Raw genomic sequence first — 13,727 nt, 5'->3', positions numbered from 1 at the left:
TAAAAATCTATTCCATTCGACATGGCGTTTGTCGGAATGTTTAATGTATAATGAAGGATATAAAGGAGGTGAGTACATGGTAGAGGCGCTGCTGCAAGAAATTCTCCAAGAGGTCAAACTCACGCGCAACGATATCCAAACGTTAAGCAATCGTGTCGACAAATTGGAAAAGCGGATGAGCCGTGTCGAAGAGAGAGTGGCTACCTTGGAAAAAGACATGGCCAGTGTGAAGGAGCGTTTAGCAAACGTCGAAAGCACCGTTATTGTTCTTGATGAAAAAATCACCGAAACAAAAGCGATCAGCGAAGCCGTCCGCCATGGCCAAGAAGTCCTCACTGCAAAATATGACGCACTCTCACTTGACGTCCACGAATTGAAAGGAAAAGTCACTCACCTCACCAACGTGCTCGAAGACAAAGTCCTGCCTCTCCTCCATGACCATGAATCCGGCATGCAAGTTCTCAACAACCGCGTTTTTAAAGTCGAAAGCACGCTGCAACGGTTAGTTAGCCCGTAAACATTGTAAGCGGCATGACGCTTTTAGGCGCCAACCGCTTGATTTTACATAAATGTGCATCAATCTTTAGCTTGATTGGATTGTTGTCATGATATAGCATGTCTTCCACACTTTCTCATAAATAAAAGCTGGCTTGATGCAGCCAGCTTTAACTTGTTTATCGTTTGTTAATTTCTTCTACTAACAACTTATTGACAAGCGGCGGGTTGGCTTGTCCTTTTGTCGCTTTCATCACTTGGCCGACTAAGAAACCAAGCGCGCGGTCTTTTCCGTTTTTATAGTCTTCAACGGATTGCGGATTAGCATCCAATACTTCGATGACGATTTTGCGCAATGTCGCCTCATCGGAAATTTGCACAAGCCCTTTTTCTTTGACAATCTTCTCTGGGTCTCCGCCTTTTTCGACGAGTTCTTTAAACACTTTTTTCGCGATTTTCGACGAAATCGTGCCGTTTTGAATGAGCTTAATCATGCCCGCTAAGCTTTCTGGCGTCAGCGCGATCTCATGCAGTTCTTTTTGTTCTGCGTTTAAATAGCCAGATACTTCAACCATGAGCCAGTTGGACGCCAATTTCGGATCTGCTCCGTTTGCGACCGTCGCTTCGAAGAAATCGGCCATTTCTTTCGTCAGCGTTAATACTTTCGCATCGTATTCCGGCAAGCCAAGCTCTTCGATATAGCGTTTTTTGCGCGCGTCTGGAAGCTCTGGAATCGAAGCGCGAACGCGTTCTTTCCACTCGTCGTCGATATATAGCATAACAAGGTCTGGTTCTGGGAAGTAGCGGTAGTCTTCCGAACCTTCTTTGACGCGCATGAGCACCGTTGTTTTTGTTGCTTCGTCAAAGCGACGCGTTTCTTGCTGGATGACGCCGCCGGAAAGCAAAATTTTCTCTTGCCGCTTTGCTTCGTATTCGAGCCCCATGCGCACAAAGTTAAATGAGTTTAAGTTTTTCAACTCTGTTTTCGTGCCGAATTTGTCTGAACCAATTGGACGAAGGGAAATGTTCGCGTCGCAGCGAAGCGAACCTTCTTCCATTTTACAATCGGAAACGCCTGTATATTGGATGATCGATTTTAATTTTTCCAAATACGCATACGCTTCTTCTGGCGAACGAATGTCCGGTTCTGACACAATCTCAATTAATGGAGTGCCTTGGCGGTTGAAATCGACAAGTGAATATCCATCTCCGGTATGCGTCAGTTTCCCTGCGTCTTCTTCTAAATGAATGCGGGTGATGCCGATTTTTTTCTTTTTGCCGTTCACTTCGATTTCAATCCAGCCGTTTTTGCCAAGCGGCTGGTCATATTGCGAAATTTGGTACGCTTTTGGGTTATCCGGATAAAAATAGTTTTTACGGTCAAATTTCGTTTCGGTCGCGATTTCGCAGTTTAGCGCCATCGCTGCCTTCATCGCAAATTCTACCGCTTGTCTATTCAATACCGGAAGAACCCCTGGATAGCCTAAATCGATCACGTTCGTTTGCGTGTTTGGGGGCGCTCCGAACGCATTTGGACTACTGGAGAAAATTTTCGATTTTGTCTTTAGCTCAACGTGAACTTCAAGACCAATGACCGTTTCAAAATTCATCATGTTTCCCCCCTTATAACGCTGGTTTTTGTTTATGATAGTCGGTCGCTTGCTCGAACGCATGAGCGATGCGGTAAATTGTGCTTTCATCAAAATGTTTGCCGATAATTTGCAAGCCGACCGGCAAGCCGTTCACAAATCCGCACGGTACGGAGATTCCAGGAACGCCGGCAAGGTTTACCGGAATCGTTAAAATGTCGTTCGCGTACATCGTTAGCGGGTCGTGCGTTTTTTCACCGATTTTAAATGCTGGTGTCGGCGTCGTTGGTCCGATAATGACGTCGTATTTCTCAAATACTTTTTCGAAATCTTGTTTGATTAATGTCCGCACTTGTTGCGCCTTTTTATAATACGCGTCATAATATCCGGCGCTTAACGCGAACGTCCCAAGCATGATGCGGCGTTTCACTTCGTTGCCGAAGCCTTCGCTGCGCGTTTGTTTGTACATATCGATCAAGTTTTTCGCATTATCCGTGCGGTATCCGTAACGCACACCGTCAAAGCGGGCAAGGTTCGCGGATGCTTCCGAAGAAGCAAGCAAATAGTAAGTCGCCAGCGCATACTTCGAGTGCGGAAGTGATACTTCTTCCCATGTCGCTCCTAATTTTTCCAATACTTTTAATGCATCAAGGACGGATTGGCGAACCTCTTCCGCAACACCTTCGCCTAAATATTCTTTCGGCACGGCGATTTTTAAGCCTTTAATGTCGCCGGTAAGCGCCTCTACGTAATTTGGCACTTCTACGTTTGCCGATGTCGAATCCATTGGATCTAAACCAGCGATGACTTGCAATAAGTAGGCGTTATCCTCTACCGTACGCGTAATCGGGCCGATTTGGTCAAGTGAAGAGGCAAACGCGACAAGCCCGAAGCGCGATACACGGCCGTATGTAGGTTTCAGCCCGACAACTCCACAAAATGCCGCCGGCTGGCGAATCGAACCGCCCGTATCAGAACCTAAAGCAAACGGTACTTCGCCTGCCGCTACTGCCGCAGCGGAACCGCCGCTAGAGCCGCCCGGTACGCGCTCTAAATCCCACGGGTTGCGCGTGAGCTGAAAACCGGAGTTTTCCGTGGAAGACCCCATGGCAAACTCGTCCATGTTTAATTTTCCAATCGTAATCGCACCGGCTTCGTTTAAGCGCTCCATAACCGTTGCGTCATAAATTGGGTCAAAGTTATATAAAATTTTGCTTGCACATGTCGTGCGAAGCCCTTTTGTTACAATATTATCTTTAATGCCAATCGGCATGCCAAAAAGCACGCCAAAATCGTTTCCTTCTTTCGCTAGCTTGTCATCTAACTCTTTCGCTTTCGCGCGCGCGTTTTCTTCATTTAGTGTTAAAAACGCTTGCACTTGTTCTTCCACTTCGCCAATGCGGCGGAATGATTCATCCACTAAATCGGAAACAGAAATTTCTTTTTTTTGTAAAAGGGTATGTAATTCGGAAATTTTATAGTCAAATAATGACATTGCTTCCCCCTCCTTACTCTAAAATGGCTGGTACGCGGAATTGACCGTCTTGGTGGTCCGGCGCGTTTTTCAACACTTCTTCAAGCGGAAGCCCCGGTGTCGGCACATCTTCGCGCATGACATTTTTCATATCAAGCACGTGTGATGTTGGCGGAACATTTTCAGTATCGAGTTCGTTTAATTGTTCGGCGAATGTAATAATCGCGTCCAACTGCTTTGTAAACATTTCTGCTTCTTCATCCGTAATCGCCAAACGCGCCAAATGCGCCACATGTTTTACTTGTTCGATAGAAATTCTTGACATCTTTTTCACCTCCAATGAGTTCGACCTACCACAATACTATGATGATACCAAACTTTCATTGAATGAAGCAACATTTGCCGCGCGTTCTGTGCAAGAATACAAAAACGGCTTTCCACCATATTCTTGATAGAAACGAACATATGTGCTATAATATTTTTAAATAACCAAAGCAGCGTGAATGGGGGATTTTTATGGACGAAACAGTTCTCCAGCAAGTGCTTGACAAGCTTGGCAATATCGAAGGTACATTGCATAATCTTGTCGAAGGGCAAAAACGGTTAGAGGAAGAACAGCTGACTATCCGAAAAGAACAACAAACGATCCGCCGGGAACAACAAATACTGCTCCAAGGGCAAAAACGATTAGAAGAAGAACAAGCTTATTTGCAATCCGGACTAAAGGAACTGAACGAACTAATGACAGCGCTTCTTCACCGTCAAGATGAAACAGATGCCAAACTTGAAGCCCTCACAATGGACGTACACAACATCCACGGTGAAATCACTTCTCTCAAACAAGGCCTTCACAAACTTGAGGAAAAAGTAGATTCCCACTACCAACAGCTGAACGAACGGCTAGACAATATTCAGCTTGATATCGATTTTGCCGTTCATAAAACAACTGCGAACGAGCGAGAGCTATATAAAATAAAAAGCAGGCTGTTTTAAAATTTTTGCTAAAAAGGAGAAGAAAACATGAATGTCACATTTGATCATATCGTTCACTATACAGAAAATCCGGAAGAAGCAAAAACCGCATTTCAGCTTATCGGATTTCACGCTATAAACGGTGGAAAGCATCCTTCTTGGGGGACGTATAACTGCCTGAACTACTTTACCGAACTGCGCTACATTGAATGGATCGGCTTTATGGACTTTGATAAAGCAAAAACTTCCGACAATGTATTGATCCAGCAAATCGTTGCGGATTCCTATAAAGGAGAAGGCTTTTCACAATTGGCATTCCGCACAGACGATATCTATTCTGTCATTGCCCACATTCAGGCAAAAGGGCTAAAGCCGATTGGTCCGTTTTCCGGAAGCCGAAAACGTGAAGATGGTAAAGTATTAAGCTGGTCGATGCTGTTTATCGAGGACAAACAAGATGACACATGCCGCTATCCGTTTTTTATTCAGTGGGGCGAACCGGAAGAAGCCCGCGCGACGGAAATGGCACCGCTTATGCAGCACAGCATCGGAACCCCGTCTCTTTCGTATATTGGAATAAATGTAAGCCGCCTTGACGAGTCGTTGCAAAAATATTGCCACTTATTTGATGTACCCAGCCAGTCCGTAATGGAAAGCAACGATGAATTTGGTGCCTATTTCGAACTCGCTATCGGAAACATAGCGATCCGCTTATATGAAGCAAAAAGCCTCACCGCTCCAATCGACTATGCTCTTATCAACCGTCCGTTTTTATGCGGAATCACGGGGATGCCGGAAAACAAAACCGTCCATATAAAAAACGGGGTATATCAGTTTACCGTTTAAGTTGCTTCCTCTCGACAAGAAGGAAGCTTTTTTGTTTTGGTTCCGAATGATGCGGCGACTTCTTAGGTGCCTGGCACTATGAACAATCGGCTGACCATGAAAATTCCCGCCGGAAATCACCTTCGCTCCTCCTTCAAAAATGAGCGGATTGTCCGTTGCTGCGTTGATTTCAATTTCCAGCTTTTCTTTTACATAATCAAGCACTTGCCAAGAAGCTCCATGCACTTGCGGGATACAGCGAAGCGAGTAAGCGTCTTGCACACGCAACTCGCCTTGTCTTGTCGTCAATTTGCTGCCTGCTAAATAATCGCGAATTCTTGCTGCCACTTCCACCTGTTGTCTGTAACCGCGGACGAGGTGCACATGTTCATCAAATGCATCAATAATGCCGCGCAAGCCTTCGATCGTCATAGCGGCAATCGCTTCGCTTTCATACGCCAGCTGTTCCGCTTCTAAATAAACCACCACTCCCATCGCCGTCATCGCCTGAGTGCCGTTAATAAGCGCCAATCCTTCTTTCGCCTTTAACGTAATCGGCGCAATGCCTTCTGCGGATAATGCTTCTATAGCGGGAACTCGCTTGCCTCGATAAAACACTTCTCCTTCTCCTAAAAGGGCAAGCGCCAGATGAGAAAGCGGAGCGAGATCGCCGCTTGCCCCAAGCGAGCCTTGTTGTGGAATGACCGGATGGATTTTGGCGTTCAATAAATCCAACAGCCGTTCAATAACGATTGGACGCACACCGGAATACCCTTTTAAAAGGGCATTAGCACGAAGAAGGAGCATGGCGCGAGACACTTCTTCCGGAAACGGCTCCCCCACGCCGCATGCGTGCGAATGAATTAAATTCCATTGTAGCTCTTCGACGTCGCCAGCGGCAATCAAGACGTCGCTGAACTTTCCGAATCCTGTATTAATGCCATACACCACATTTTTATTCGCCACAATCTCTTCCACCGCTTTTCTGCTTCGCTCCACCGCCTTCATACTCTCTTTGGAAGCGATGACCAATTCATCACGATACAATACCCGTTTTACTTCTTCTAGCGTTAACGTATGACCGGTTAAAACGACCATGTTTTCCCACCCTCTCCATCGCGCTTTAGCGAAATAAAGAAGGAGGCTATATCCGCAATACACACATTGCGAATGCAGCCTCCTCATAACTAAAAAACTATAGGCTTCCTATTTTAAATATGGTTGATTCCTAATCCAATCGTTTCATGTTCGAGCCCGCGAATCGGGGCGCCAATTGTACCATATAAGGCAACGGCGATCCATTCTCCTTCTTTGCTGTTTTCATACGGGTTTCCTCGGACAACAGCGAAACGAAGACCGACGGTTCTCATTAAATCTCCTAGCTCGACCTGTCCTCTCGTTACGCCTTGCACCGCCTCAACTACCGCATGATACAGCGCGTGCATTTCTCGATATAGCTCGCCGTTTACAACATTGTTTCGCTTCGCTGCCGTTTCAACGGAAGCAACAATTTTTTGCAGTTCCATTGAACCGACTTTACCTTTGCAATAACGCCATTGCAAGTTGTCTAAATGAGCGGTGATTTTTCCTTCTTCTTCCTCTTCAAAAAGCGCTAAGAGCACCGCATTGCGGCCAATTCTTCCTTTTGCCTGCTTCAACACGCAAATCAGCACCTATTTTTAAAATTTTCTAAACAAACTAATAACTTACTATTATTGTAACGGCTCCATTCTTTTATTGTCAATTATTTTTTACCATATTTTAACAAGTTAGCAAAGTAATGAATTAACAAGCTAAAAGGGAAGGAATTTGGATTGCATTGGCGAGGCTGGGAATTAACATGATGGAAAAGAAAACATCACTAAGTTAACGCCGACATCGGTGATCATAGTAAAGACCTCTTTTCTGTCATAGGCAGCAATATTTTTCTTGAGGACCTGGACATGTCGATCCTGAACCGTGAAACGCATGGCGAACAAATTTATTGTCCGATGGCGTTTTCATTCAAGGAAATGGCAAAAAAGCTTGCTCATGTCGGAATTTTAACCTTGCTGACAAAATGACAAAAGAAATGAATAACATGTAATGCGAAAAATCTTCCTGCTTTAATTTAGATTGATGTACTTTGGAGGAGATGTTTTCGCACAAACGACAAGCCCATCGTAACAAGCAATAGGCTTGATAAGATTTAATTGCTTCCCTTCATGCATCGTGTAAGTATGCTTGAAAAGCCAACGATTTTGAGGCACTTTTCTTTGCCGCGAGATATCTAAAAAGCCAATTTCATGTCCTACTTGCTTGATTCGAAACTCGATGCTATCTTGATCAGGCTGCTGTACTTCATATACACTGCGATTATTTTCCGCTGCTTGTCCACTATACATAAAAAACCCAATGGTATAGGAGGATTCCTTGATTTTGGGAGGTAAATAAGAAAATGTCGATGGAAACCCTAGCAATCTCCTAGATTGCTTCATTATATGCCCATTGTGCGCCCATATTATTATCTTTTCATTAGGAAACATCTCTTGTGCCAGCCACGAAATATTGTCAGCCATTGCCTTATTTCGGATTTTTATCGCTTTCATGAAATGGGAAGAGATCATCTGCATAAGGAAAATTCGGTTTTGCAAAATTCGGTTCACAAGCAAAAAAGCGTCTTTTCCAAACTTATTTTGTAACTCAAGACTGTTTTTATCTAATAAAAAGAGGAATTCTTGATAAAGAGCCATCCATTCTTTGCATTTTCGCTTACGTTCCTTTTTGGAAATGGACGGACTACGGGAATTGACATATTGGTAAAGCATTTCTTGTTCCAACTCTACTATTTTCTCACCATAGGACTTATCCATATTTGAAAACATTTTTGAGAGAAATTTGCCAGTAATATGATCGTTTGAGGCAGGCTGAATATCCAATCCTGTTAAGATGAGAGGCTGATTGGATAATTGTGTTTCCTTCACATAATGAAAGAGAGTCTCGACTTCCTCCGTATGCCAGACTTTAAACAAAGAATGTTTCATCCATTGCCTTATATCCAGTTGATCTTGTTGATAAAAGCATATGCTGCAGTCACTAAAACTGCTTTCGAATGCTAAAACTCGAAACCCCAATTCTTTATGCAAGTACTTAATCATCTTTGTTTTAATCAGGCTATGCTCTGCCACGCCGTGGCCATTCTCTCCCAAAAAAACGATCCGCTTATTTTGCAATAAAGGTTTTAAAAAATACAAATCGGAATGATCATCTAATTCATGCAATTGTATACTGTATGTATGATCTTTTAGCCAATCGATTTCAGAAGAAATATTACTTTTACGGTAAAACATGCGTTCATCTCCTTTTTAATAAGTCATATATACCCGTGGTGCTAGATAAAATCAGACAAGCATAAAAATAGCCCTTGCATGAGGATCTCCTTAAAATGAAAGTGCAATTAAATTTTCGATTTTAGTCGATTCGTATCGGATCACCGAGATTCGAGCGAACTCGGTTTCTGGATTTGAAACGGCGCTGGATGGTATTTTACTGGCTTACTCGCTTGTTGTTCTTGGGCTAGTTGAGCGTTAAGACTCAACTAGCACCACGGGTTCTTATACATAATTTTGAGCTTTTACTCTAGTTTTGCAACACCATCTTGATTATCCAATTGTATTCGAGGGTTTACCTTTAGAAGCTGACGAATAAATTCTTCTTTGTTTTTCGGAGATATGGTGATAAATTCATATTTTCCGTAACTAATCTCAATCCTGTCCATAGATAAAGCAGGTGCTGTAAAGGGATTTTTGGTGTTACGTACTTTATTGATTTCATCTATATTAATAGTTTTTTTATAGGGACCGCTTTGAATCTCTAGTTTTGAGTTTTCAATTTTATAACCAGTTCCAAACCATATCCATGCTAATAATATAGCAGGAACAACCATTATGACTGTTGTAACCGGTTTAGTATCCAAAATTGATGGTAGCATGATGACTCCTATAGGTTCGATAGATAAGATAGGAGGTATGATACACGCCAATATGACTGACCAAATGATTATAGTCATCCATAAATCCTTTTTTGAAGGAAAAAACATTTTCTTTCACCTTTTTCTTAAATAAGTCATAACCGCATTTCACCAACGATTTTGATCCATCATACCTTCACAGACGGTCCTTATTCTTTTCGGCAATAAAATCTTTAATAAAAAACAACGGGTAAATCATCAAATACAAATTGGCAGCCCACCAAGTGATGTCAAAATCTTTGCGGAAAACCCAAAATGCAATGGCTTGCAATCCGGAACAAAAAGTCAAAACAAGGGAAATCAAAGCATAGTTCATCCACGCTGGATTATTTTTATTATATTGATATATGCTGTAAAGACCCGTTATAGAAATAAAAATATCTAACGGAAAAAATGAACCTCTCCCACCTTCATTCTGTTTAGAGGAAGGGAGACTTCTCGGGAAAAATGTTAAATTACTCTTCTCTGTTCCTCTCCGAAACATCAAAGTAAGCCGGGGAAACATATTTAAAAAATAAAATCCCATCATATTGTTGTGCAGGTACAAAGGAAGTAGGCATTCCTCCGCCCTCATAGGCCCGCCACTTTTTCTGTGCCCAGTTTCCATTGCACTGAATAAAACTATTTTGATAAGGGGAATGGTCAAGAAGGCTTTCCAAATGTTTTTTATTCGTTTTTTTTATTGGATATTCCTTACCTGTATAATCCAACATTTTGCCTTCCTTTGCATACAACCCCAATACAAAACTTTTCTCCTTAATCGTTTGGGAGAGGTTTTCCACAAACGATTTATAGGCAGACAGGCGCTTGGCGGAAGTATTTTTGCTAATATGCATGTTATGTGCCCAAATGATAAATTTTTCATTTGGGTATATTTCCCGTACTAAAAATTCTAGGTTTTTTGCCATTAATGCATCCCGATACTCAAAAAGTTTCGAGAAACTTTTTTCTAAAGTTGCTTTCAAATAATTTACTCTATTTTCCATCGTACGGAGGACAATTTTATAAATCTTGCTGTCCGGAAAACAATGCTGTTTGAGTTCCTCAATCAATTCCATGCCCTTACTTTCCATCTCTTCCCTTATATTTTGGCGCATCGAACGCTTGATTTTCCGTTTATCGGCTGCAATCAAAACCTCGATCGCCCGCTTTTCAAAATCGACAAACTTCTGTTTGGTCGGACCCGTTAAATAAGACTCGAGGAATTCCGAAAACAAATTCTCCTTTTTTCCTTGATAAACATCCACACCAGTAAAATACAGCGGCCGCTCCTGCTTCATTTTTTTCATATAGTCAAATAATCCAAGGACAAATTCATTTTGCCACACACGCCCAATGGTACCCGCCATAAAACGTTTAGAATCAAGTTGATCAGACAGATAATCGCCGATCATACATGGCCCCAATTCGCTTTCAAAGGCGAGTACATGAAATCCCAATTCTTCATGAAGATATTTAATCAGGCTTACTTTTGCTAGACTGTATTCTTTGACGCAATGGCTGCTCTCCCCAAGGAAGACAAAGCGTTTATGTTCCAAAATCGGCTGAAGAAACTCAAAATGATAGCGGTCCATATCCCCTATATCGATACTTTGATTTTTGACTTCGTTTACAAATAAAGTAGTCATTTAAAATTCACCTTATCTCTTTTTCCGTCATTTCACCAACATCTCACACTGTCAACAACGATTTAAAATTCCCCAATTTCAACGAAATGAAATTCCCCATTATGAACGGTTAATTCGATAGCTGGGCAGGATAAACCCCTGCTTTTTTCTTTTCCCGTAGTCGGTAAGAATCGCCTTTGATATTAAAGGTAATGGCGTGATGTAATAAACGATCTAAAATCGCTGTTGCTAATACATCGTCGCCGAATACTTTTCCCCATTCGAGATAGGATTTATTCGATGTGAGAATCATAGAGCCATGTTCATACCGTTTCGATACGACTTGAAAAAAGACATTGGCAGTTAGCTCATCAAAAGGAAAATAACCTACTTCATCAATAATGAGTACATCTGGACGACTCCAACGATTCACTAATCGCTGGAGCGTCCCTTTTTCGTTTGCCTTTCGGCATTCGACTACTAAATCGTCTGCCGTTAAAAATAAAGCTGTATATCCTTGGGTAATGGCTTCTACCGCAAAAGAAATCGCTAAATGAGTTTTCCCAACGCCCGGAGGGCCTAGTAAGATTCGATTTTCCCCGTTGGCAATAAATCGACAGGTAAGTGTTTCTTTCACTCTTCTTTCACTGATGCTTGGTTGAAAGGAAAAGTCAAAGTCATGGATCGTTTTGATATAAGGCAATTTCGCTCTTTTCATTCGTTTGGCTAGTTGCTGGGACTCTTGATATTCAATTTCTTGTAAAACAATAGTGTTTAAAAATGCAGAATATGATACATTATCTCTAGAAGCGTCTTCTAATAAACTATCTAGTTGGTGGGCTGTGTGGTGCCAACCAAGCTTTTTTAAACGTTCGATTAACAGCTCGTTCATCATACAGTCTCACCTTCTTCCAATGCTGCGTAAGCAGCGAGAGGGCGTTGTTCTACTTTAGGAGATGGGGCAGAAGAATAAAGATCGTTGGTCGCCAAAACTTGAACGTCTTTTATTCTCTGTCCTTTTTCTTTTGTATGTAAGCCCTCATAATGTTCCATTTGAATATGGGCAGTTGCTTTTCCTGTCAAAATCGGATGTTTGGCAATACACTCATGTTCATCATAAATCTCGATATGATGGTCAAGAGTTTCTTTCACTTTTACAACCTGTCCTGCATAGCGATACGGAACGGAATATTTTTTTCCTCTGTATGAAACAAAACAATCTCGACTTACCTCTCGTGTCTCCCAGCGACATGTAGGGAATAATGGTTTGATTCCCCATGCTTGAAGGAACTTCTGTTCCTGTTCAAAACGTTGAATTGGTGGTTCATTCGTTGTTTGATTCGGTTTTTGATTGGCGACTTGATCCAGCCACGTACGAACGTCTTCATTTAATGCATAGAGAGTAGGTTCATGTTTTCGCTGAAAGAAATTATCTTTCAAATACTTTACCACTCTTTCTACTTTTCCCTTTGTTTGTGGACGTTTCGGCCGACATGCTTTTGGAACAATACCGTAATATGCTAGAAAATCCTCAAACACCCGATTAAATCGAATTTCGATTGGACTATGTTTCAGAACAACGGTTTTCATATTGTCATAGAGTATCTGTTCGGGAATGCCGTTAAAGTAAGCAAATGCGTTCATATGACATTTCATTAATGTTTCTACATTCATATTGGTCGTAAACTCCACATATTTCATCCGAGAATAACCAAGTACCATAACGAAAGCATAAATATCTTGATATTGACCATCCACCAAATACTTCCCAACATAGGCCCAGTCCATTTGTGCTTGTTTGCCCGGTGGTGTTTCATACCGTAAGGTGGCTTGTTTCTTTGGCTGTTCTCGATACGGCCGAACAAAATCTCTTAATATCGTCATCTTGCCGGTGTATCCCATCGCTTGAATCTCCTCAAAGAGAACAACACAATTCGTTGTACCTTCTTGTATTCGTTGAAGTAGATAGTTTTTATAAGGATCTAGCTTACTAGCTTTCTTTTTCCCATTGGCTTTACGTTCTGGAAGCTTGTCCCCCTTTAGATACTTACGAATGGTTTTCCGATCAAATCCTGTTTCTTTGGCAATCGCTGTTTGAGTCCAGCCTTTCTGATATAACTCTCGAATCATAAAAAACTCCCCTATCTTCAGCATCGTTTCTCCACTCCATCTAAGATGTTGTTTTGAAACGATTATCTGTTATTTTCGGGGAATTTTAAACCGCTGTTATTGGGGATTTTATCACCGTTGATTACACAATAGATAAATTACAACAAAATTCGTGAAATTCCTTCTTCAAACTAATCGAAATTTAAAATAAAAATCTATTTATGATCCCTTGTTCTTTCATCGCCAACTTATGTCGGAACACCGCCATTTTTGGCGGAATATCGACACGAAATGGCAGACTTTAGGAAAAGCGGAGCTGAGATCACCCAACAGCAATGGGCAAATGTTCTTCGCCCGCTTCAAAGTTTTACTTAAATGCAAAAAAAAAAAGGGTCTTCACCATTTTCTGTGATTTCTACTCAATCCTAGATACATGTTAGCTGGATGAAATAGGTTCATCAGTCAGGATCCTTCTTCCGCATACAGACCACGAAGTTGGTAGAATGGAAACAGTCAAGTGCTTTCCTTGACGGGTTCCATTCTACCAACTATCATACCGATAGCGGAAGAAGGGAGCGCTTAAGCAGCCTGACTACCTGTAGTGTTCCCTGTACACTCCAGAAATACACGTAAACGAAACCGTTCTA

12 protein-coding genes and 3 pseudogenes are annotated in these 13,727 nt (G+C 41.9%); 4 read left to right on the top strand and 11 right to left on the bottom strand.

The genetic code is table 11. The features are described from left to right. Positions 1–76 precede the first annotated feature (76 nt). Entirely contained in the window at positions 77–517 is a 441-nt protein-coding gene (locus DCC82_RS04070; protein WP_012749043.1) for a hypothetical protein, read from the top strand. Positions 518–674: 157 nt separating this feature from the next. On the opposite strand, the gene gatB is transcribed toward DCC82_RS04070, so the two are convergent. Genes gatB through gatC form a run of 3 tightly spaced genes read right to left on the bottom strand, consistent with a single transcriptional unit; the run spans position 675 to position 3,883 of the window. Then, the gene (gene gatB / locus DCC82_RS04065) at positions 675–2,105 is read right to left on the bottom strand and encodes an Asp-tRNA(Asn)/Glu-tRNA(Gln) amidotransferase subunit GatB (protein WP_062755908.1); all 1,431 of its coding nucleotides are present in this window, start codon (positions 2,103–2,105) and stop codon (positions 675–677) included. A 13-nt stretch (positions 2,106–2,118) separates the two neighbouring features. Then, complete coding sequence (gene gatA, locus DCC82_RS04060) at positions 2,119–3,579, bottom strand: Asp-tRNA(Asn)/Glu-tRNA(Gln) amidotransferase subunit GatA (RefSeq protein ID WP_097354070.1); 1,461 nt, start codon at positions 3,577–3,579, stop codon at positions 2,119–2,121. A gap of 13 nt (positions 3,580–3,592) precedes the next feature. Further along, positions 3,593–3,883 (bottom strand): Asp-tRNA(Asn)/Glu-tRNA(Gln) amidotransferase subunit GatC, encoded by a 291-nt coding sequence (gene gatC / locus DCC82_RS04055; protein ID WP_012749030.1) that lies wholly within the window; start codon positions 3,881–3,883, stop codon positions 3,593–3,595. Positions 3,884–4,074: 191 nt separating this feature from the next. Here gatC and DCC82_RS04050 point away from each other — a divergent pair, with 191 nt between their 5' ends. Together DCC82_RS04050 and DCC82_RS04045 are read left to right on the top strand one after the other, a co-directional pair. After that, the gene (locus tag DCC82_RS04050) at positions 4,075–4,551 is read left to right on the top strand and encodes a hypothetical protein (RefSeq protein ID WP_081189831.1); all 477 of its coding nucleotides are present in this window, start codon (positions 4,075–4,077) and stop codon (positions 4,549–4,551) included. A 27-nt stretch (positions 4,552–4,578) separates the two neighbouring features. Continuing rightward, positions 4,579–5,376, top strand: coding sequence for a VOC family protein (locus tag DCC82_RS04045; RefSeq protein ID WP_081189832.1), 798 nt, complete (start codon positions 4,579–4,581; stop codon positions 5,374–5,376). Positions 5,377–5,397: 21 nt separating this feature from the next. Here the strand turns inward: DCC82_RS04045 and DCC82_RS04040 are convergent. The 3 genes and pseudogenes from DCC82_RS04040 to DCC82_RS04030 form a co-directional block, all read right to left on the bottom strand. Beyond that, positions 5,398–6,453, bottom strand: a pseudogene (locus DCC82_RS04040) (aromatic amino acid lyase); the annotation flags it as partial. Positions 6,454–6,566: 113 nt separating this feature from the next. Further along, positions 6,567–7,016, bottom strand: coding sequence for a histidine utilization transcription antiterminator HutP (gene hutP, locus DCC82_RS04035; RefSeq protein WP_012749025.1), 450 nt, complete (start codon positions 7,014–7,016; stop codon positions 6,567–6,569). A gap of 444 nt (positions 7,017–7,460) precedes the next feature. Next, positions 7,461–8,684, bottom strand: a complete 1,224-nt coding sequence (locus DCC82_RS04030; protein ID WP_097354069.1) for an erythromycin esterase family protein — start codon at positions 8,682–8,684, stop codon at positions 7,461–7,463. Positions 8,685–8,796: 112 nt separating this feature from the next. Here DCC82_RS04030 and DCC82_RS04025 point away from each other — a divergent pair. Next, positions 8,797–8,925, top strand: a pseudogene (locus DCC82_RS04025) (IS982 family transposase); the annotation flags it as partial. A 43-nt stretch (positions 8,926–8,968) separates the two neighbouring features. On the opposite strand, the gene DCC82_RS04020 reads toward DCC82_RS04025, so the two are convergent. The 5 genes and pseudogenes from DCC82_RS04020 to istA form a co-directional block, all read right to left on the bottom strand. After that, positions 8,969–9,433, bottom strand: a complete 465-nt coding sequence (locus DCC82_RS04020; RefSeq protein WP_044895066.1) for a PH domain-containing protein — start codon at positions 9,431–9,433, stop codon at positions 8,969–8,971. A gap of 67 nt (positions 9,434–9,500) precedes the next feature. Further along, positions 9,501–9,761: pseudogene (locus DCC82_RS04015) on the bottom strand (DUF5360 family protein); the annotation flags it as partial. A 58-nt stretch (positions 9,762–9,819) separates the two neighbouring features. Next, positions 9,820–10,902: an erythromycin esterase family protein gene (locus DCC82_RS04010; protein WP_233252923.1), complete on the bottom strand. Its 1,083-nt coding sequence runs from the start codon at positions 10,900–10,902 to the stop codon at positions 9,820–9,822. A 199-nt stretch (positions 10,903–11,101) separates the two neighbouring features. Further along, positions 11,102–11,866: an IS21-like element helper ATPase IstB gene (gene istB, locus DCC82_RS04005; protein WP_089096775.1), complete on the bottom strand. Its 765-nt coding sequence runs from the start codon at positions 11,864–11,866 to the stop codon at positions 11,102–11,104. Further along, the gene (gene istA, locus DCC82_RS04000; protein WP_233252922.1) at positions 11,863–13,125 is read right to left on the bottom strand and encodes an IS21 family transposase; all 1,263 of its coding nucleotides are present in this window, start codon (positions 13,123–13,125) and stop codon (positions 11,863–11,865) included. The genes istB and istA overlap by 4 nt, the downstream gene beginning before the upstream one ends. Between the last annotated feature and the right edge of the window lie 602 nt (positions 13,126–13,727).

The sequence above is a fragment of the Geobacillus sp. LYN3 genome, assembly GCF_003064505.1.
In the GTDB taxonomy this organism is placed as follows: Bacteria; Bacillota; Bacilli; order Bacillales; family Anoxybacillaceae; genus Parageobacillus_B; species Parageobacillus_B toebii.
The sequence above is the reverse complement of the archived record's forward strand: the minus strand, read 5'-3'. Positions and strand labels throughout refer to the sequence as shown.